The organism is Micromonospora sp. AP08, assembly GCF_008085935.1.
Taxonomy (GTDB): Bacteria; Actinomycetota; Actinomycetes; order Mycobacteriales; family Micromonosporaceae; genus Micromonospora; species Micromonospora chersina.
In genome coordinates this window covers 227,142-245,585 of record NZ_VSEZ01000005.1, presented here as the reverse complement: position 1 = coordinate 245,585, position 18,444 = coordinate 227,142, and the positions used below count along the sequence as shown (strand labels likewise).

The window sequence follows — 18,444 nt, the reverse complement described above, 5'->3', positions numbered from 1 at the left end:
CGGTCAGCGGGTGGAGTTGTCCCGGCCCCAGCCGTCGCGCGGGTGGCACCGGGCCTGCGCCGCCGCGACCAGGGTCAGCGTGACGTAGACCGCGGCCGCCGGGACCAGCCACGGCCGCGGCAGGACCACGTCGCGCAGCCAGGACGAGCGCGCCGAGGGTCGCACCCCCTCGTGGCTGGCCCGCAGCATGGTGTTGCCGGCCCGCACCCGGGCCAGGGTGCGGACCAGGTCCGGCGTCCGGCGCGGCGCCTGCACGTACGAGGTCGCCCCGGACACCTCGCTCTTCTCGGCCGAGGTGAACAGCGAGTCGAGGAACATGTCGTCGGCGATCTCGCCCGGGAAGGTGTCGAACCGGGCCCGGCCGGCCGCGGACAGGCCCACGGTGCCGCGGCCGAAGAGCGCGTCGCCGAAGATGGGCAGGCGGGTGCTGATCGCGTAGTAGGCCCGGACGGGCAGGGACCGTCCACTGGTGACCATCGCCCGCCGCGGGGTCACCGCGAGCGGCGGTGCCCCGTCGGCCGTCAGCACCTCGGCCATCCGGCGCAACGCGCCCGGGCTGAGCACCACGTCCGCGTCCAGGTAGAAGCGGGGGAAGCCGCGCGCCGCCGCGTCACCCGCGTTCAGCGCCCGGGCCTTCCCGGCCTCCGCCAGCTCCACCACGCGTACGCCGGGGCGCGCGGCCGCCACCTCGGCCGTGTTGTCGGTGCAGCCGTTGGCGACCACGACGACGTCCAGCTCGCCCGGCTGGGTGTCGGCGAGCAGCGCGTCCAGGCAACCGCCGATCACCGTCGCCTCGTTGTGCGCGGCGATCACCACGCTGATCGTCTTCGGCTCGGCCGGTCCGTGCACCTGTCCACACTTCCGCGAGGGGCGGTGGCCGACCCGTGCGTCGCGCGGCCGGCCGTGATCGGCTGTCAGCTTGCCGGACCGGTCGCGCCGGCCGCAAGGCGGGTCCACGTATCGGGCAGCAGCACCGTCATGGGGAGGTGTCCGATGAACCGGACCGGTCCGAAGTGCTGCTCAGCGCCCCACTCAGAGGGCCGGATGCGATGTGGACCACGTCGTTCGGGGCATCGTGGGCTCCTGCTCCGCTGATACCGTCCTCCTGTTTGGAGCCTGACCACGACCGTCCGGGCAGGACGGTGGCCGGGTGTAGGCATTGCCGCCGCCATCGGGACCGACCGCACCGGCGGTAGTTGTGGTGGCGACAGACCTTGGGAGACGCACGCCCTCATGCAGACCCTGACCCAGCCGGCCCGGGATCCCGCACCGGGGGCCGCGTCGTCGGACGCCCGGGCGACCCGGGTCGAACGCCTCGCCCGCCACGCGGTCACCGGGGCGCTGGCGCTGGTCGCGGTCAAGCCGCTGCTCGACGTCGGCGAGTCGAAGGCCGGTGACGCGCTCGACGTCGGCGTCGTCGTCACGGTGCTGGGCGCGATGCTGATGCTGGGCGCGCTCGCGGCCGTGGTGTACACCGGCCGTCGGCTGCCCGCCCGCCCGCTGCTCTACATGCTGGTGGCGCTGGTGGCGATGCTCGTCATGTCCGGCATCGACTACCTGGCGGTGCCGGCCCGGCAGGACCTGCTCGAACTCTTCGACGTCCGCCGCTACTCGATCTACGGCCCGCACCTGGAGCCCGCCTCGGCCATCCCCGCCGAGGCGCTCCGCCTGGTCGTCGGCTTCGCCCCGCTGGCCCTGCTGGGTCTCGCGCTGCTGCGCCCCGGCTGGTTCCGCTCCCGACGGCTCGCGCTGGTCGCCGGTGTGGTGGTGGTCGCCGCGGTGGTGCACTGCGTACTGGCCTGGCTCCAGGTGGCCGGCGTGCTCCCGTACTCGTTCTACTTCGAACTGCCCGGACAGAAGATCGGCCGGGCCTCCGGTGGCTACTACCACCCGATGTCGCTCGGCCGGTTGCTCATGTTCGCGGTGTTCCTGATCTACGTGCTCGGCGACCGGCTGCGCGTACGCGCCGCGGTGCGCTACGCCCTCATCGCCCTCTTCGTCGCCACCGGCGTCGTGTCTCTGCACCGCTTCACCATCGTCTGCCTGGCGGTCATCGTCGTCGCCTTCGAGGCGCGGCGGCTGCGCGGCTGGCGGGCCGGCACGACGCGTCGGCGGCTGCCGCTGGCCGTCGGGGCGGCGGTGGTCGTGGTGGCCGGGGCGCTGTCCAGCGCCACCGTCCGCAACAAGGCCCACGTCACCCTCACCGAGGTGGGTTCGCTGGACGTCCGCTCCGACACGTTCATGCACGGCCGGGGCGCCATCTGGAACGACGTGGCCGAGATCCTGCACCGGTCCCCGCTGGACGTGTGGCTGTTCGGTTTCGGCTACGAGCCGTGGGACATGCACAACGACTGGCTGCGGGTGCTGGTCATCTGGGGCGTGGTCGGCGTGGGGCTGACGATCGCCGTCCTGGTGGGGCTCTATCGCCTGATCCGCGCCCAGGTCAGCCCGGCCGGGCGGCTGCCGCTGGCGGTGCTCTACGCCACACTCGTCCTTTTCGGACTGACCCAGAAGCCGCTGGCCTACCCGTACTTCCTCTGGCTCTTCGTCTTCGGCGCGGTGCTGCTCATCAGCATCGACCGGGAGACGACCGCGGTGGCGGAGGAAGGCGGGGACGCTCGATGAGCTTCTGGCCGCCGGCGCCCCTGCGGGAGCACGGGGTGGCGCCGTCCGGTGGGATCCAGGGCGTCGGCCGGCCCCGTCACCTGCCCCAGCCGGCCGAGGCACCGCGCGTGGTCCCCACCTTCTCGGTGTGCATCGTCGTCCGGGACCGGGCCGTGCTGCTGGTCAACGCCGTCCGCAGCGTGCTCGCGAACAACTTCCCCGACTTCGAGGTGGTCGTCGTCGACGACGGCTCGCAGGTGCCGGTCACGCGGGTGCTGGACGAGGCGATGCTCTCCGCGGACGGCCGGGTCCGGGTGTTCACCCAGCCGCCCAGCGGCATCGCGCAGGCGCGCAACGTGGCGCTGCGGATGGCGACCGGCCGCTACGTCACCGTGCTCGACTCCGACGACGAGCTCTCCGCCGACGCGCTCGCCCGGCTGCACCACCTGTTGGCGACCACCGGAGCGCACTGGGTCTACACCGACTACCGCGAGGTGAGGGGCGCGCGGGCGCGCACCATCCGGCTGCCCGAGTACCGGAGCCCGCGGCGGATGCTGCTCGGCGTGCTGACCCGGCCGCGGCTGCCGTTCAAACACTCCGGCACCACCATCGACCGCCGGGTGATCGACCGGATCGGCGGCTACGACGAGAGCTTCCGGCTCTTCGAGGACATCGAGCTGGTGCTTCGCGCGCTGCGTGCCGGCGTGCACCCGCGTCGGCTGGCCCATCCCGTCGTGCTGTTCCGCCGCCACGACGGCAACGTGACCCGGGGCCGGATGGGCGGCCTGGGATTCTGGTTCCGTCTGGTGGACATGTACCGGCCGTCCGCGGTGCCGGGAGCCGGCCTGGGCATCAAGGCCCTGCGTGCCCTGAGCGAAGCGGGGAAGTGGCTTGTCACCCTCGGCCGTTGAGCTGCCCGCCGACCCTGCCGTCCCGTCCCGACGCGGCAACCGGCTCGTCGCCATGCTGGTGCACCTCGGGATGCTGGGGCTCAGCCAGGTCGGAGTGACCGTCGCCGCGTTCGCCACCCAGATCCTGCTGGCCCGCAGCCTGTCGCAGGCCGCCTTCGGCACGTTCACGACCGCCCTCGCGCTGATCTCGCTGACCGCCCCGCTGGCCGTGTTCGGCGTGTCCGAGCTGTGGTTGCAGCAGTTCGGCCAGCGGGGCGCCGAGGCGTACCGCTGGGTCCGGCCCTCCGTGCGGGTGGTCACCGCCTGCTCGGCCCTGATCGTCGCGGCGGTGTTGCTGTGGGGTTTCGCGGCGCTTCCCGATCCGCGGGCGGCGACCGTCCGGGTGCTGCTGGCCGCCGTGGTGGTCGCGCAGGCCGCCCTGGGCCTGGTCGCGTCGGTGCAGCAGTTGCGGGGCGACTACCGGGGGCTGTCCGCGCTCCAGTTCGCACCGCACCTGGGGCGGGTGCTGGTGGTGCTCGCGGTGTGGGCCGCCGGCCTGGGCGTGGTCGCCGCGGCGGCCGGGTACGCCGTCGTCGCCCTGCTCACCGTGGTGGCCTGCCTGGTGGTGATGCGCCCGTTCCTGCGCGGCGTCATGCCGCTGGAGGGGCATGCCCGGGCCGCCGTTCCGCCGCCGCCGGGCCGGCCGGTGGCGGTGCGCGACGTGCTGGGCGGTGCGCTGCCCTTCGTGCTGGGCAACGTCTTCTACCTGCTGGGCATGTATTTCGGGACAGTGGTTGCCGGCGAGTTCCTCAGCCCCGAGGCGGCCGCCCTGCTGTCCGTACCGATGTCCGTGCTGGCCGCCGTCTACCTGGTCCCGCGGGTCGTCTACCAGCAGTACTTCCTCGCCAAGCTGCACCGCTGGGCCGGCTCCGACCGGGACGCGATCCTGCTGGCCTACCGCTACGGCGGCGCCGGGATGGTGCTGCTCGGGGCGGTGGTCGCGGCGCTCGTGGCGGTGGCCGCCGGCCCGGTGCTGCCGGTGCTGCTCGGCGCCGAGTACGCCGAATCGTCGGCCGTGCTCGCCGTGCTGGCCCTGGCCATCCCGTTCCGCTTCGGTGGCGCCGCCGTGGCGTCCCTGCTCACCAGCGGTGGCCTCCTGCGGCGCAAGGTCGCCTACCAGGGTGTCGGCGCGGCCGTCTACCTGGCCGCGCTGGCCGTGGCCACACCGGTGTGGGGCATCATGGGGGCCGCGACGGCCACCGTCATCGCCGAGGTCGCGCTCTGCTGTCTCTTCTGGGTCGCGGTGCGCCGGCGGGTCGTCGCCGGTGCCACGCTGCCGTCCTGGCGGGACGTCCGGCGCCGCCTGACCGGGGAGGAGTCCCGTGCGTCCTGAGCCAGCGCCCGCCGCCCGGCGTCCACTCGTCGTCGGCTACTACGGCATGGACAACGTCGGCGACAACGCCTTCTGTGTGGTCGTGGACTGGGCGCTCCGGGCGTACTGGGGCTCCGCGGCGCCGGTCTTCGCGGCGCCGCCGCTCGTGGACCTGCCCGGTGACCGCACCGGCATGGACCCCCGCTGGTACGTCCGCGGCGGGATGACCGGCCGCGCCGGCACCCTGCTCAACAAGGCCGCCCTGCTCCGGCGCTCCTCCATGGTGGTCTTCGGTGGTGGGTCGGTGTTCCGGGAGATGGGCCCGCTCAGCGAGAAGAAGCTCTTCTCGTTGTTCTCCCGGATGTCCGGGCACCCGATGGCCGCCCTCGGCGTCTCGGTCGGGCCCTTCCTGTCGCCGGTCGCCGAGCGGCGGCTGCTCGACGTGCTGCGCCGGATCGACTTCATCGGGGTCCGCGACCTCGCCTCCGCGGAGATCCTCCGAAGCGCCGGGCATCCGGGCCTGCTGGTGCCGGCCGGCGACCTGGCCGGCCTGCTCCCCGAGGCGCTCGGCGAGCCCGTCCCGCCCCGGGCGCCCCGGCCCGCGCGGCGGGCCCGGCTGGGCGTGACCCTGCTCGGCGTGGACTACGAGGCCGGGGACGAGGAGTCCCGGCGGCGCGAGGACGCACTGGTCGAGGGGGTCCGCGCCCTGGTCCTCAAGGAGCCGGTGGATGTCACCGTCTTCGTCTTCAACACCCACCCGGTGCACGGGGACGAGCGGGTCAGCCAGCGGTTGCGTGCCGCCGTCGACGGTCTCTGCGATGTCCGCGTCGTCACGGCCCGGGACGGCGTACGCGCGTGCTGGGACGAGATGAAGCGGTGCGACCTGGGCCTGCACATGCGGCTGCACGGCGCCGTCTTCGCCTACCTGGCCGGGGTCCCGTTCACGCTGGTGCCGTACCAGAAGAAATGCGACGACTTCCTGGACGAGATCGCCCAGCCGGCGTCGCTGCGGCTCGGCCGGGTGCCACGCGACCCGGCGGAGGTGACCCGGATACTGGCCGCCATGCTCTCCGACGACGCGGTGCCCGGCCTGTCCCGGGTGGACTTCGCCGACCGGGCCCGGCTGAACTTCACCCGCGCGCCGTGGGCGCTCGGCGCCGAGCCGTCCCCCCGGTGACCGGCGACGCTCGTCGCGCCACCAGGCACACCCCGCTGCTCGCGGTGACCCTGGCGGTCAGCGCCGTCCTGCTCGCCGCACTGGTGGTCGCCGCGAGCGGCCACGACCGCTCCCACGGCCCGTCCGCCGCCGGCTCGCCGACGCCCTCCGCGCCGGCGGCCACACCGGAGCGCGACAGACTGCGCGACCTCATGCCGTCCGGGGTACGGATCGGCACCGCCATCGACGGGCGCGCGCTGAGCCTCGACTCCACCTACCGCGACGTGCTGGCCGCCGAGTTCGACACGGTGACCGCCGAGAACGCCATGAAATGGCGCAACCTGGAGCCCACGGAGGGCGTCAACACGTGGGTGGGCGCCGACCAGCTCGTCGACTTCGCCCAGCGCAACCGCCAGTCCGTCTACGGCCACACCCTGGTCTGGCACAACGACGTGCCGCAGTGGGTGTCGCCGGACTGGTCGCCGGAGCGGCTCCGGGCCGTGCTCCGCGCGCACGTCACCGCCGTCGTCTCCCGCTACCGCGACCGGGTGTGGGCCTGGGACGTGGTCAACGAGGCGCTCGACGAGGACGGCTCGCTGCGGGACACGCTGTGGCTGCGCAAGCTGGGCCCCGGCTACATCGCCGACGCGTTCCGCTGGGCCCACGGCGCCGACCCCGGCGCCCGCCTGTTCATCAACGATTACGGGACGGAGGAGCGGACCCGCAAGGCCGACGCCCTGCTGAAGCTGGTCCGGGACCTGCGCGCCCAGGGCGTGCCGGTGGACGGGGTGGGCTTCCAGGCCCACCTGGAGTCGGACCGGCCGCCCGCGGGTCTCCTCGCCAACCTGCACCGCTTCGCCGCCCTCGGTGTCTCCGTCGCGATCACCGAACTCGACGTCCGCGTGAAGCTGCCGGCCGGCCCGGAGAAGCTGCGCCAGCAGGCCGCCGTCTACCGCGACGTCCTGGCCGCCTGCCTGTCCGTGCCGGCCTGCGTGTCGCTGACCGTCTGGGGCTTCACCGACGCCCGGAGCTGGATCCCCAACTACCACCGCGGCTACGGGGCCGCATGCCTGCTGGACGACCGGTACCGGCCCAAGCCGGCACACGCCGCCATGATCGAACTGCTCGGCACCCGGCATCCCCGTGGGCCGGGCGCCTGACCGCCGGCCGGTCACCCCTGGGCGCCGCCCACGATCTCCTTGACCGCGTCGCGGCGCACCGCGTCGTAGAAGGTACGCACCTTCGCCGGGTCCGGGAACACCACGCTCTCGGTGCCGACCCGGCCGGTGCCCCTCGTCGGGCTGGTGAAGAAGAACAGGTTGCCGCCCCGCAGGTTGCGCAGGTCGCCCGCCATGTCGAGCAGGGACATCCCCTTGTCGACGGACACCGCCGCCGAGGACGCCTTGACGAAGTCGTTCAGCTTGCCGGGATTGGTGAGAATGCCGCCGGAGGCGGCCCGGTCGAGGATGGCCCGGATCACCTGCTGCTGGTGCCGGATCCGGGCGAAGTCGCCGTCCGGGAACTGCTTGCGCTGCCGCGACCAGTCCAGGGCCGTCTCGCCGTCCATGTGCTGCACACCCTTGGCGAACTTCCGGAACGGCGGGTGGATCGAGGCGAACTCCCGCTCGGAGTCGATGTCGACGCCGCCGATCGCGTCGATGATGTCCTTGAACCCGGCGAAGTCGACGATGGCCACGTGGTCGATCCGGACCCCGGTGAACTGCTCGACGGTCTGCACCATCAGCGGCACCCCGCCCCAGGCGTACGCCGCGTTGATCTTTGCGTCGCGGCCGCCGTGCTGGCCGTCCTTCGAGCGCGGCACGTGCACCCAGGTGTCCCGCGGGATGGACACCAGCTCGGCGCTCTTCCGGTCCTTCGGCAGGTGCGCCACGATGATCGTGTCCGACCGCGAACCGGTGGTGTTCTCCGGGTCGCGCGAGTCACTGCCCAGGATCATGATGTTCATGGCGCCCTTGGCGGCGACGGGCGGACGCGCCTCCTGCGGCACGTCCTGGAAGGCGTCGACGCGCTCGATGCGGGAATCGACCGAACGCAGGTAGAAGAACCCGCCGCCCACGCCGCCGCCGACGAGCAGCACCACCACCAACAGCACGCCCAGGGCGACACGCCGCCCACGCCGCCGGCGCGGCCGCGGACCGGTCGCCTCCTCGCCGCTGCCGTCCACCTCGGACGGTGCGGCCGGCGCGTCCGGCTCCGGGTCGACGGTCTGCTGGGCATCTGGCATGGGCGCGATGCTACTGATTCACGCACCGTCACGCCGACCCTCGTCCGACCGGCCAGCCTCCGTCACCCGTTCGGCGCTTTCCTTCTCAACCGTCACCCCGAACCTGGTACAACACCACGGGTGGACGCAACGAAGCTCCGTCGGGCCATCGCCCGCACCCGGCTGGCGCCGGTCGCCGCCTTCCCCAAGCGCCTGGCCCGGGTGGCCCGGCACGACGCCCGGGTGCTGCGCACCTCCGCCCGATGGCTGCTCACCTCCCGGGAGCACCACAACTACACGTACGAGCTGACCAAGCTCAGCCGGCACCATCTGGCCTGGTTCGTCAGCGTGACCTGCGACGTCCCGGTCGGGCAGGTGCGCCGCTGGTTCGCCGAGATCGAGGGCGACGACAAGCTGCGCGCCCACATCGAGACCGCCACCGCCACCGCCTCCCGCCGCGGCCTGGCCGACCGGCAGGTCCGCTACGCCCGCCGGATCGGCTGGTACGCCATCGTCCGCGCCCGCAAACCCGCCCACGTCGTCGAGACCGGAGTCGACAAGGGCCTCGGCAGCTGCGTGCTGGCCGCCGCCCTGCTCCGCAACGCCGCCGAGGGCCACCCCGGCCGGCTCACCTCGCTCGACATCAACCCCGAGGCCGGCTACCTGGCCCGGGCCACCCCGTGGGCCGACGTGGTCGACCTCGTCATCGGCGACTCGGTGGCCTCGATCGGCGCGCTCGACCGGCCGGTCGACCTCTTCCTCCACGACAGCGACCACAGCCGGGTCCACGAACGCAGCGAGTTCGAAGCGGTCGAACCCAAACTCGCCCCCGGCGCCGTGCTGCTCACCGACAACGTCACCGCCACCAACGTCCTCGCCGAGCACGCCGAACGCACCGGCCGCCGGTTCCTCGCCTACCGGGAGACCCCGGCCCGGCACTGGTACCCGGGCGACGGCATCGGCATCGCCTGGTGACGGCCCCGCCGTCTTAGCTTTCGCTTAGCCCGCTTGTCCGGTACCCCACCGTCCGGCAGCATCGACCGGCGTGACCGACGGCAGCGCTCCCAGCCGCCCCGTCCCCGACGGGGACGAGCACCGGCCCACCCGGGCCGGCCGCCGCCGCGCCCCGACCGGCCCGCGCCGGTGGCTCGCCGCCGGCGGCCTCGCCGCGCTCGCCGCCGTGGTCGCCGTGACCCTCGCGGTACGCGGCGGCGCCGCCCCCGCCTGCGCCGCCCCGCCGCCCCGCGCCCTGCCCGCCGGGGCGCTCGCCGCCCCACCGCTGGGCAACACCGTCCACACCGGAAAGGCCACCTTCTACGACTCGAAGGGGGCCGGCGGCAACTGCTCCCGGCCCGCCGCGCCCGCCAACCACCTCTACGTCGCCCTCGGCCCCGACGAGTACGCGGCCGGCGCCTCCTGCGGCGGCCACCTCGACGTCACCGGCCCCAAGGGCACCATCCGGGTCCTCGTCATGGACCAGTGCCCGGAATGCGAACCCGGCCACCTCGACCTCTCCGCCGAGGCGTTCGCCCGGATCGCCGACCCCGTGCAGGGCGCCGTCAAGGTCAGCTACCGCGCGGTCGTCGACCCGCCGCTGCCCGGCCCGCTCACCTTCCGCGTCAAGGAGGGCGCCTCGCAGTGGTGGTTCGCCGTCCTGATCGGCGACCACGGCAACCCGCTGCGCGCCGTCGAGGTGCGGCAGGGTGGCTCCTGGCGCGCCGCCGACCGCGAGGACTACAACTACTGGCTCATCCCGTCTGGCGCCGGCCCCGGGCCGTACACGATCCGGGTCACCGACGCGTACGGCCACCGCGCCACCGCCACCGGCATCCGGATGCTCCCCGGCCAGGTCCAGCGCAGCAGCGTCCGGATGTACGGCGCGGGCGCCCCGGCCCGGTCGGCCACGCCCAGCCGCTCGGTGTCGGCCCGGCCCAGCCCCCGGCCGAGCGCCTCGGCCATCCCGTCGACCACGGCACCGCCCGGCACTCCCGCCGTGGTGGACGCGGCCGCCGCCCCGGCCAGCCTCGCCCCGGTCCCTGCCGGCTGCGGCTGACGTCCATCCGGCCCCGGTCCCGAGGCTGCCAGGCGCGGCACGCGCGCAGGCGGGAGTCCGGCTCGCGCCTGGTGGCCCGGCAAACTCTGCCGGGTGCGGATCCGCTTCGGCGACGGCGGGCTCAGGCCGCGGCGGCGTCCAGGTCGAGCCACATGAAGACCTCGTCCCGGTCGTCCCCCGCGGCGAGCCGCAAAGCGCCGGGCAGCCGCCCGACCTCGCGGTAGCCGAGGCGCTCGTAGAAGCCGCCCAGGCCCAGCCCGTCCCGGACCGTCACGTGCAACGCCGCCAGCCCCAGCTCCCGGCCGATCCGCTCGGCCTCGCGCATCATCGCCGCGCCGTAGCCGCGCCCCTGCGTGTCGGGATGCACCATGACCCGCTTCAGCACCCGCCAGTGCGTCTTCAGGTGGAACCGGTTGTCCGCGATGATCAGGACGCCGACGAGGCGGTCCCCCTCGTAGCCGGCCAGGAGCCGGTCCGGGCCGTCGCTGATCGCGGCGAAGGTCGTCGCGGCCATGGGCCGCACCTCGGCCTCGGTCACCGGGGCGACGAAGCCGACCGCGCCGCCGGCGTTGGTCACGTCCACCCAGAGGGCGATGATCTGCTCGCGCAGCTCGGGGGTGAGGTCGGGGTCCAGGACGAAACGCAGGTTCACGCCCGCCATCCTGCGCGAGGCGACGCCACGTGAACCCGCGTTCGTGACCTTCACGACATCGGGCCAGTGCGGGAGAGGGGAGTCGAACCCCCACGTCCTTTCGGACAATAGGACCTAAACCTATCGCGGCTGCCTGTTACGCCACTCCCGCAGACCTGCTGAGTCTAGAGCGTCGGGCTTCCGCCGTGGTGAGTCCAGCCTCCCGCAGGATCACCTGGACCGTGCGATGACTGATCGCCGCGCCGGTGCCCGAGGCGTCGGTCAGCGCCTCGGCAATCTTCCGGGACCCGGCCTCAGGGTGCGCGAGTGCGAACCGGATGACGGAATCGCGGAACCTGTGCTGGACCGGCCGGTCACGGATACGCGTTCGCGGTGCGATGGTTCCAGTTGCGTCGAGCCGCCGCCGCAATCTGCTCACGTGGTCTCTCGTGCAGCCGAGCAGGCGAGCGGCCTCCACGGTCGTCATGTGGCCGGCGCTGACCTGCCCGACCAGGGTCGCGGCATCCGGCAGTCCATCGCCTGATTCGCTGCGAGCCGAGAGGTCCGACGAGGCTGGCGCGCCGACCTGGGCTCGGGCGCGGCCGGCGAAGGTCGCCGTCTGGCTGTGGCAGTTGGGGCACAGTAACCGCAGGTTGGGTGGCCTGTTGTCGAGCCGGTCGCCGTTGATGTGGTCGACGTGGAGGATGAGCGGAGCATCCTGCCACCTCGGGCCGAGGCCGCATGTCTCACATCGTTCGGGCACGCCGATGGCGGCAAGGGCGCGCCGGAGCCGGAAGCCGGGTGTTCTGGCCGCGTCCGGTGGCAGCCGGACCAGGATCTGCGACGACGCCTGCCGACGACCCCGCACTCCCCGGCTGTGCCCCTGCCCGGTGAAGTGTGAGGTGTCGATGCCGAAGCGCTTGAGCTGCCGGCTGATGTGGGCGTGTGAGCCGCCGCTCATCGGTATGCCCAGCAACCGAAGCACCTCCGCGATGCTCCGTGCCTCCGCGGCTGCTGCGGTCAGGGCCTCGGGGGAGTATCTGTATCGAGGCATGCGCCGACCGTAGCGGCGGCCTGCGACAGGTTCAGTCGAGGCCGAGGTCCCGGCGCAGCTTGGCGACGTGCCCGGTGGCCTTGACGTTGTAGAGCGCCCGCTCGATCTTCCCGTCCTCGTCGACGACGAAGGTCGAGCGGATCACGCCGGTGACGGTCCGGCCGTACATCTGCTTCTCGCCGAACGCGCCGTACGCGGTCAGCACGGCCTTGTCGGTGTCGGCGACCAGCGGGAAGGTGATGGCGTCGCGGTCGCGGAACTTGGCGAGCTTCTCCGGCTTGTCGGGGGAGATGCCGACGACCTCGTAGCCGGCGGCCTGGAGCGAGGCGAGCGAGTCGCGGAAGTCGCAGGCCTGCTTGGTGCAGCCGGGGGTCATGGCGGCCGGGTACGCGTACAGGATGACCTTGCGGCCGCGCAGGTCGGCCAGGGACAGGGTCCCGCCGCTGTCGGTGGGGAGGGTGAACTCGGGGGCGGGGTCGCCGGGGTTCAGGCGGTCGGTCATGGCGCTGACGATACCGCCGCCGTGCGGTCCGGTGCGGGTGGCGACGCGCTGCCGCGTGATGATCACCATGGCTTGTTGCAAGGGATTGGCAACAACGACCGTACGCAAATAAGCTCAGCGGGTGGAAACCCTGGCGATGCACATCTCGAACGGGATCATCGACGGTCCTGTCGCCGCGGTGTTCGCGGCCCTCGCGCTGGCCGTGCTCACCTTCTGCGTGCTGCGGGGGCGCCGTGACCTCGACGACCGGCTGGCGCCGATGGCCGGCCTGGTGGCCGCGTTCATCTTCGCCGTGCAGATGCTCAACTTCCCGATCTTCACGGCCGGGGTCAGCGGCCACCTGCTCGGTGGCGCCCTCGCCGCCATGCTGGTCGGCCCGTGGGTCGGCGCGCTCTGCGTCGCCGTGGTGCTGGTCGTGCAGGCGCTGGTGTTCGGCGACGGCGGGGTGGCCATGCTCGGCCTCAACATCACGAACATGGCGCTCCTCGGCACCGCGGCCGCGTACCTGCTGATCGCGCTGCTGCTGCGGGTCCTGCCGCGCACCCCGGCCGGGCTCGCCGTCACCGCCTTCGTCTCCGCGCTGGTCAGCGTCGTGGTGGCGTCCCAGGGCTTCGTGCTCCAGTACTGGCTGGGCGGCACGACCGACCTGGGCGGCAACCTCACCGGGCTGGCCGGCACGATGGCCGGCGTCCACCTGCTCATCGGCATCGGCGAGGGCCTGATCACGGCGACCACGGTGGTCACCGTCGCCAAGGTCCGCCCCGACCTGGTGTACGCGCTGCGCGCCCTGAAGCCGGCCGTGCCGGCTCCCGCCGTCCCGGTCGCCGGAGGTGCCCGATGAGCAAGCGTCCCTGGCCGTTCGTCCTCGGTGGCCTGCTGGTTGCCCTGCTGCTGGCCGGCGTGGTCAGCAACTACGCCTCGGCGCACCCGGACGGGCTCGACTCGTCGCTGCTCAAGGGCTGCACGGTGAACGCCGACGACGAGATCACCGGCGGCAGCTGCCCGGCCCAGCAGGCGAAGGACCATGAGCTGGCCGACAGCCCGCTCGCCGACTACGGCGTCCGGGGGGTGAGCAACGGCTTCCTCTCCACCGGCCTGTCCGGCGTGCTCGGCGTGCTGCTCACCTTCGCCCTCGGCGGCGGCCTGTTCTGGCTGGCCCGCCGCCGCGGCCCGGCGACCGACCCGTCAAGCGGCCCCACCCACGGCCCGACGGACGGCCCGGCCGGTCCCGACAGCGACCCGACCGCCGACGAGCGCGCGGCGCGCGCCGCCGGCACCCGCTGAGCCCCGGATGGGTGCCGGCCACGCCCACGTGCTCTACCGCGAGTCGTCCTCCCGGGTGCACCGCCTCCCGCCGGAGGTGAAGATCGTCGCGATGGTGCTGTTCACCGTCGCGGTGGTCGCCACGCCCCGGGAGGCGTACTGGGCCTTCGGTGGCTACGCCCTGCTGGTCGCCGCCGTGGCGGCGCTGGCCCGGGTGGGGCCGCGCTGGCTGCTCGCCCGGGCGCTGATCGAGCTGCCGTTCGTGCTGTTCGCGTTCGCGCTGCCGTTCTTCGGCACCGGGGAGCGGGTCGAGGTGGCCGGGCTGAGCCTCTCCGTCGACGGGCTGCACGGCGCGTGGAACATCCTCGCCAAGGGCACGCTCGGCGTACTCGCGTCGCTTCTGCTGGCGGCGACCACGACGACGCGGGACCTGATCGTCGGCCTGGACCGGCTGCGTTGTCCGCAGATCCTCACCCAGATCGCCACGTTCATGCTGCGCTACCTGGACGTGCTGGTGGGGGAGGCCCGGCGGATGCGGGTGGCCCGGGTGTCCCGGGGCGACGACCCGCGTTTCCTGTGGCAGCTGCGCGGGTTCGCCGCCGGTGTGGGCGCGCTCTTCCTGCGGGCCTTCGAGCGGGGCGAGCGGGTCTACCTGGCGATGGTCTCCCGCGGCTACACGGGCCGGATGCCGGCGGTGTGGCAGGGCGCGGGCGCGGCCACCGCGGGGCAGTGGGCGGCCGCCGCGACCGTGCCGGTGATCGCGGCCTCCATCGCCGGCGTCGCGCTCGTCCTGACATGATCGGGTACGTGCAGCAGCCGCCCTCTCTGGACGTCCGTGGCGTCCGGTACGCGTACCCGGACGGTCACGTCGCCCTGCACGGGGTGGACCTGACCGTGCCGCGCGGCGACCGGGTGGCGCTGCTCGGGCCGAACGGCGCCGGCAAGACCACCCTGGTGCTGCACCTCAACGGCATCCTCACCCCGACCGAGGGGACGGTCAGCGTCGGCGGCCTGGCGGTGAGCCGGGACCGGGACACCCTGGCCGAGATCCGCCGCCGGGTGGGCATCGTCTTCCAGGACCCGGACGACCAGCTGTTCCTGCCCACGGTCGCCGAGGACGTGGCGTTCGGGCCGGCCAACCTGGGGCTGCGCGGGGCGGAACTGGCCGCCCGGGTGGACGAGGCGCTCGCCGCCGTGGGGATGGGGGAGCACCGGGACCGGGCGCCGCACCACCTCTCGTTCGGGCAGCGCCGTCGGGTGGCGGTGGCCACCGTGCTCGCCATGCGCCCGGAGATCCTGGTGCTGGACGAGCCGTCGTCCAACCTCGATCCGGCCGCCCGCCGGGAGCTGGCGGAGATCCTGCGCGGCCTCCCGGTGACGCTGCTCATGGTCACGCACGACCTGCCGTACGCGGCGGAGCTCTGCGACCGAGCGGTGATCCTGGACGCCGGCCGCATCGTCGCCGACGCCCCCACGCTGGACCTGCTGACCAACGAGCCGCTCCTGGCGCAGCACCGCCTGGAACTCCCCTACGGGTTCGCCCCCCGCCGCTCCTGACCCCCCGCGATCTTGCACTTTCGGCCCTCCCAGAGCGGGATGAAAGCCGCGTGTCAGGGGCCACAACCGCAAGATCGGCGGGAGCGTCAGCGAGGGACGGGGGCGGGGCGGGTGGCGTGGGCGGCGGTGTGGAGGCGGAGCAGGCCGGCGGCCACCGCGCCGGCGCCGGTGGTCAGGGCCACGGTGACCAGCACGCGGGTGAGAGTGGGTGGGCCGGCGACCGGGGGGACCGAGCGGGACAGGACGGCCAGGTTCCCGATCCCGGCGAACAGGGCCACGCAGGCGCCCGCCAGCGCCAGCGCGAAGTCGGCGGCGGGGCGGCGGGCCAGGGCGTACCCGCCGGCGGCGAGCGCGCCGAGGCCGGTGAGCAGCGTCCACAGCTGCCCGGTGAGCAGTTCGAGCAGCACCCCGCCGGTCCCGGCGGCGCCGGTGTCCACGGCTTTGCCGACGGTGAACGCCACGGTCGCCGCCCCGCCCACGGCGAGCAGTGCGCCGACCCCGCGCAGCGCGCGGACGCCGGTGGCGGTGCCGGCCGGGACCAGCCCGGCCGCGCCGATCACCAGGAGGCCGAGGGTGGCGGCCACCCACCAGGGGTACGCGTCCGGCGGCGGCACCCAGTCCAGGGTGCCGCGCACCTCGCCGGTCGCGGTGCCGGCGCGCAGCGGCACCACCCAGTCGCGGACGCGCTGCTCGCGGCCGGAATCGGCGGCCACCTGGGCGGGCGGTTCCGACTCCAGCCAGAGGGTCCGCTGGTCGTGCCAGCGGGCGGTCGGCCCGTCGGAGATCCGCCGCCAGGCCGGCGCGGCCGCGGGGTCGGCCTCCGGCGGGAGCGGGGTGTCCCCGGCGAGGGTGCGGTTCAGGTAGGTGGCGGGGGAGCGGCTGTTCTCGTACACCCCGCCGGGTCCGATCCGCAGGTACGGCTCACCGGAGTAGCCGAGCACCTCGATGTCGGCCCCCGTGCGGTTGGTCAGCTCCAGGCGGGCGCCGGCCTCGACCATCCGGGCGGTGAGCCCCGGCCGGGCGGGGCCGACCCCGGTGACCTCGGCCCGGTAGTCGGTGCCGGCGGGGGCGTCGGCGCCGTGCGCGGCGGCCGGCGTGGCGAGGGTGAGGAGGGCGGCGAGCGCGGCGGTGACCACCAGGCCGGCCCGCCGCAGCGGTGCGGAAATCACTTGCCGGCCGCCTCCACGGCCGCCTTGATTCCCTCCGGGGAGCGGTCCGCGACGTCCTTGCCGTTCACCCGGATGGTCGGCGTGCCGGTCACGCCGGACTTGCTGGCGTCCTCGGTGACGTGCTCGGTCCACCCCTTGTACTTGCCGTCGTTGACGCAGGAGCCGAAGTCGTCGCGGTTCAGCCCGACGCCGGCGCCGATGTCGATCAGCTCGTCGTCGCTGAGCCCGGCGCTGCCCTCTGCCGGCTGGCGGGCGAAGAGCTGGTCGGTGAACTCCTTGAACTTGCCGCCCTGCGCCGCACAGCCGGCGGCGGCCGCGGAGCGGGTGGAGTACTCGGTGGTGGAGAAGCGGTTGAGGAAGGCCACCGGGTGGAAGTTCACCCGGATCTTGCCGTCGCTGATCAGCTGGTTGAGCGTCGCGCCGCTGGTGTCCTGGAACTGCTTGCAGACCGGGCAGAGGTAGTCCTCGTAGAGGTCGACGGTGACCGGGCCCTGGCCGAGGACGATGGCGGTGCCGGGCGGGTTGGCGCCGGGCGGGGTGGTGAAGGTCTCCGACTTCTGGCTGGAGTAGACCGCCCAGCCGATCAGCCCGGCGATCACCAGCACCACGACCGCGGCGACGGAGGTCCAGATCGTGCGGGTGCGCCGCTTCTCCCGGGCGAGCTGCGCGCGGACCACCTGGGCCGCGTTCTTCCGCCCCTTGCGACTACTCATCGAGGTCCTCCACGGGTGATTCGCCCGCCAGCCAGCCGTCCACCGACAACGGTGTGCGGGGCCAGATCAGCAGGAATCCGGCCAGTACCAGGAATCCCAGGTCCCGGAGGATCTCCGGGAGGTAGCTCGGTGCCTGGCCGGCGGCGAGCTGCCCGCCGCTGCCGAAGCACCCGCAGTCGATGGCCAGGCCACGGGACCAGGCCGAGGCGATGCCGGTGACGAAGACCAGCAGCAGCACCGTGGAGACGCCCGCGACCACCCGGGTGGCCAGCCCGACCAGGAGGAGCACGCCGAGCGCCAGCTCGACGAAGGGCAGCGCGGCGCCGATCACGGTGGCCAGGTCGTACGGCATCACCTGGTAGGCGTTGACGGCCCGGCCGGAGGCGGCCAGGTCGTCGATCTTCGCGCCGCCGGCGAGCAACCAGACGGCGGCCAGGCCGAGGCGGGCCGCGATGCCGAGCCAGGGCCGGACGGCGGGCCAGCGGGCGGCCCGGGTGCGGGATGCGGTCACGCTGGTTGGTCGGCCCGTCCGCGAGGAAAGTTCCACGATCAACCCGCCAGCGCGTCGCCGACGGCAGCGACCAGCTCGTCGCGGGCCCGGGCGACGCGGGAGCGGATGGTGCCCACCGGCACCCCTTCCACCGCGGCGGCCTCGGCGTACGACAGGCCGAGCAGCTGGGTGAGCACGAACGCGGAGCGCCGCTCGGCGGGGAGCCGGCGGACCAGGTCGGTGGCGCCGAGCTGCCCGGCCGGGTCCGGGTACGGCCGGTCGGCGGCCGCGTGCGCGGCGAGCCGCTGCTCCAGCCGCCGGCGGCGGACCACGGTGCGCAGGTGGTCGGCGCAGGCCCGCCGGGCGATGCCGAGCAGCCACGTCCGCGCGGTGGACCGCCCCTCGAAGCCGGGCAGCGCCCGGAACGCCCGCAGGTACGTCTCCTGGGTCAGGTCGTCCGCGCTGTCCGGGTCGACCAGGGCGGCGGCGAAGCGCCACACCTCGGCCTGGGTGGCCCGGACGAAGGCGGCCTGGGCGGCCGGGTCGCCGCCGCGGGCGGCCAGCGCCGAGTCGGTCGCGGCGTCCCGCGCAGCCTCGTGTGCCGCCGCGGGGCGGTCGGCGGAGGTGTCGCGCGGGGCGGGGATCACGTCACACGAGGTTACGCGGCGTACCTGTGCCCGACAGGGTCCTTCGGCCCATTCCGTGGTCCGGCCCACGCCGGGAACTTTTCCCGCCGGCCCGCCGACTACCTTCTCGTGAACTGCGA

20 protein-coding genes and 1 tRNA gene are annotated in these 18,444 nt (G+C 73.8%); 11 read left to right on the top strand and 10 right to left on the bottom strand.

Features of this window, described 5'->3' with window-relative positions:
• Positions 1–3 precede the first annotated feature (3 nt).
• A complete protein-coding gene (locus tag FXF50_RS11310) occupies positions 4–849 on the bottom strand; it encodes a glycosyltransferase family 2 protein (RefSeq protein ID WP_255509992.1) in 846 nt (281 codons plus the stop codon).
• Between the two features lie 384 nt (positions 850–1,233).
• Here FXF50_RS11310 and FXF50_RS11305 point away from each other — a divergent pair, with 384 nt between their 5' ends.
• Genes FXF50_RS11305 through FXF50_RS11285 form a run of 5 tightly spaced genes read left to right on the top strand, consistent with a single transcriptional unit; the run spans position 1,234 to position 7,182 of the window.
• Complete coding sequence (locus tag FXF50_RS11305) at positions 1,234–2,625, top strand: O-antigen ligase (RefSeq protein ID WP_148427166.1); 1,392 nt, start codon at positions 1,234–1,236, stop codon at positions 2,623–2,625.
• Complete coding sequence (locus FXF50_RS11300; RefSeq protein ID WP_148427165.1) at positions 2,622–3,515, top strand: glycosyltransferase; 894 nt, start codon at positions 2,622–2,624, stop codon at positions 3,513–3,515. The genes FXF50_RS11305 and FXF50_RS11300 overlap by 4 nt, the downstream gene beginning before the upstream one ends.
• Entirely contained in the window at positions 3,496–4,887 is a 1,392-nt protein-coding gene (locus tag FXF50_RS11295; RefSeq protein WP_148427164.1) for a lipopolysaccharide biosynthesis protein, read from the top strand. Before FXF50_RS11300 ends, FXF50_RS11295 begins: the two co-directional genes overlap by 20 nt.
• Positions 4,877–6,043: a polysaccharide pyruvyl transferase family protein gene (locus FXF50_RS29805; protein ID WP_148427163.1), complete on the top strand. Its 1,167-nt coding sequence runs from the start codon at positions 4,877–4,879 to the stop codon at positions 6,041–6,043. Before FXF50_RS11295 ends, FXF50_RS29805 begins: the two co-directional genes overlap by 11 nt.
• Positions 6,040–7,182 (top strand): endo-1,4-beta-xylanase, encoded by a 1,143-nt coding sequence (locus tag FXF50_RS11285; RefSeq protein ID WP_255509991.1) that lies wholly within the window; start codon positions 6,040–6,042, stop codon positions 7,180–7,182. Before FXF50_RS29805 ends, FXF50_RS11285 begins: the two co-directional genes overlap by 4 nt.
• A gap of 11 nt (positions 7,183–7,193) precedes the next feature.
• On the opposite strand, the gene FXF50_RS11280 is transcribed toward FXF50_RS11285, so the two are convergent.
• Positions 7,194–8,267, bottom strand: a complete 1,074-nt coding sequence (locus FXF50_RS11280; RefSeq protein ID WP_148427161.1) for an LCP family protein — start codon at positions 8,265–8,267, stop codon at positions 7,194–7,196.
• Between the two features lie 120 nt (positions 8,268–8,387).
• On the opposite strand from FXF50_RS11280, the gene FXF50_RS11275 reads away from it, so the two are divergent.
• Positions 8,388–9,221, top strand: coding sequence for an O-methyltransferase (locus FXF50_RS11275; RefSeq protein ID WP_148427160.1), 834 nt, complete (start codon positions 8,388–8,390; stop codon positions 9,219–9,221).
• Between the two features lie 70 nt (positions 9,222–9,291).
• Complete coding sequence (locus tag FXF50_RS11270; RefSeq protein WP_148427159.1) at positions 9,292–10,299, top strand: expansin EXLX1 family cellulose-binding protein; 1,008 nt, start codon at positions 9,292–9,294, stop codon at positions 10,297–10,299.
• 121 nt (positions 10,300–10,420) lie between these two features.
• On the opposite strand, the gene FXF50_RS11265 is transcribed toward FXF50_RS11270, so the two are convergent.
• The 4 genes from FXF50_RS11265 to bcp form a co-directional block, all read right to left on the bottom strand.
• A complete protein-coding gene (locus FXF50_RS11265; protein WP_187399625.1) occupies positions 10,421–10,960 on the bottom strand; it encodes a GNAT family N-acetyltransferase in 540 nt (179 codons plus the stop codon).
• 58 nt (positions 10,961–11,018) lie between these two features.
• Positions 11,019–11,102, bottom strand: a tRNA-Leu gene (locus FXF50_RS11260).
• Positions 11,088–11,915, bottom strand: a complete 828-nt coding sequence (locus tag FXF50_RS11255) for a helix-turn-helix domain-containing protein (RefSeq protein WP_222866047.1) — start codon at positions 11,913–11,915, stop codon at positions 11,088–11,090. Before FXF50_RS11255 ends, FXF50_RS11260 begins: the two co-directional genes overlap by 15 nt.
• Before the next feature lie 100 nt (positions 11,916–12,015).
• Positions 12,016–12,486: a thioredoxin-dependent thiol peroxidase gene (bcp, locus tag FXF50_RS11250; RefSeq protein ID WP_148427156.1), complete on the bottom strand. Its 471-nt coding sequence runs from the start codon at positions 12,484–12,486 to the stop codon at positions 12,016–12,018.
• Positions 12,487–12,607: 121 nt separating this feature from the next.
• Here bcp and FXF50_RS11245 point away from each other — a divergent pair, with 121 nt between their 5' ends.
• From FXF50_RS11245 to FXF50_RS11230, 4 genes are read left to right on the top strand one after another with little or no spacing between them, the layout of a single operon-like run.
• On the top strand, positions 12,608–13,327 hold the full coding sequence (locus FXF50_RS11245) for an energy-coupling factor ABC transporter permease (protein ID WP_148427155.1): 720 nt from the start codon (positions 12,608–12,610) through the stop codon (positions 13,325–13,327).
• Complete coding sequence (locus tag FXF50_RS11240; protein ID WP_148427154.1) at positions 13,324–13,770, top strand: PDGLE domain-containing protein; 447 nt, start codon at positions 13,324–13,326, stop codon at positions 13,768–13,770. The genes FXF50_RS11245 and FXF50_RS11240 overlap by 4 nt, the downstream gene beginning before the upstream one ends.
• Positions 13,771–13,777: 7 nt before the next feature.
• Positions 13,778–14,548, top strand: a complete 771-nt coding sequence (cbiQ, locus tag FXF50_RS11235) for a cobalt ECF transporter T component CbiQ (RefSeq protein WP_148427153.1) — start codon at positions 13,778–13,780, stop codon at positions 14,546–14,548.
• Positions 14,545–15,306: an energy-coupling factor ABC transporter ATP-binding protein gene (locus tag FXF50_RS11230; RefSeq protein WP_148427152.1), complete on the top strand. Its 762-nt coding sequence runs from the start codon at positions 14,545–14,547 to the stop codon at positions 15,304–15,306. Before cbiQ ends, FXF50_RS11230 begins: the two co-directional genes overlap by 4 nt.
• 86 nt (positions 15,307–15,392) lie before the next feature.
• Here the strand turns inward: FXF50_RS11230 and FXF50_RS11225 are convergent, their stop codons facing one another.
• The 4 genes from FXF50_RS11225 to FXF50_RS11210 are packed head-to-tail and all read right to left on the bottom strand — an operon-like array spanning position 15,393 to position 18,325.
• Positions 15,393–16,475, bottom strand: coding sequence for a hypothetical protein (locus FXF50_RS11225; protein WP_255509990.1), 1,083 nt, complete (start codon positions 16,473–16,475; stop codon positions 15,393–15,395).
• Positions 16,472–17,188, bottom strand: a complete 717-nt coding sequence (locus FXF50_RS11220) for a thioredoxin domain-containing protein (RefSeq protein WP_148427151.1) — start codon at positions 17,186–17,188, stop codon at positions 16,472–16,474. The genes FXF50_RS11225 and FXF50_RS11220 overlap by 4 nt, the downstream gene beginning before the upstream one ends.
• Positions 17,181–17,699, bottom strand: a complete 519-nt coding sequence (locus tag FXF50_RS11215; protein ID WP_255509989.1) for a MauE/DoxX family redox-associated membrane protein — start codon at positions 17,697–17,699, stop codon at positions 17,181–17,183. Before FXF50_RS11215 ends, FXF50_RS11220 begins: the two co-directional genes overlap by 8 nt.
• Positions 17,700–17,737: 38 nt before the next feature.
• Entirely contained in the window at positions 17,738–18,325 is a 588-nt protein-coding gene (locus FXF50_RS11210; protein WP_148427149.1) for a sigma-70 family RNA polymerase sigma factor, read from the bottom strand.
• Between the last annotated feature and the right edge of the window lie 119 nt (positions 18,326–18,444).

Excerpts from the sequence above, each read along its gene's own strand:
- bcp (WP_148427156.1), bottom strand. The coding sequence starts at position 12,486 with ATGACCGACCGCCTGAACCCCGGCGACCCCGCCCCCGAGTTCACCCTC.
- FXF50_RS11220 (WP_148427151.1), bottom strand. The coding sequence starts at position 17,188 with ATGAGTAGTCGCAAGGGGCGGAAGAACGCGGCCCAGGTGGTCCGCGCG.
- FXF50_RS11300 (WP_148427165.1), top strand. The coding sequence starts at position 2,622 with ATGAGCTTCTGGCCGCCGGCGCCCCTGCGGGAGCACGGGGTGGCGCCG.
- FXF50_RS11305 (WP_148427166.1), top strand. The coding sequence starts at position 1,234 with ATGCAGACCCTGACCCAGCCGGCCCGGGATCCCGCACCGGGGGCCGCG.
- FXF50_RS11240 (WP_148427154.1), top strand. The coding sequence starts at position 13,324 with ATGAGCAAGCGTCCCTGGCCGTTCGTCCTCGGTGGCCTGCTGGTTGCC.
- FXF50_RS11265 (WP_187399625.1), bottom strand. The coding sequence starts at position 10,960 with ATGGCGGGCGTGAACCTGCGTTTCGTCCTGGACCCCGACCTCACCCCC.
- cbiQ (WP_148427153.1), top strand. The coding sequence starts at position 13,778 with ATGGGTGCCGGCCACGCCCACGTGCTCTACCGCGAGTCGTCCTCCCGG.
- FXF50_RS11280 (WP_148427161.1), bottom strand. The coding sequence starts at position 8,267 with ATGCCAGATGCCCAGCAGACCGTCGACCCGGAGCCGGACGCGCCGGCC.
- FXF50_RS11230 (WP_148427152.1), top strand. The coding sequence starts at position 14,545 with ATGATCGGGTACGTGCAGCAGCCGCCCTCTCTGGACGTCCGTGGCGTC.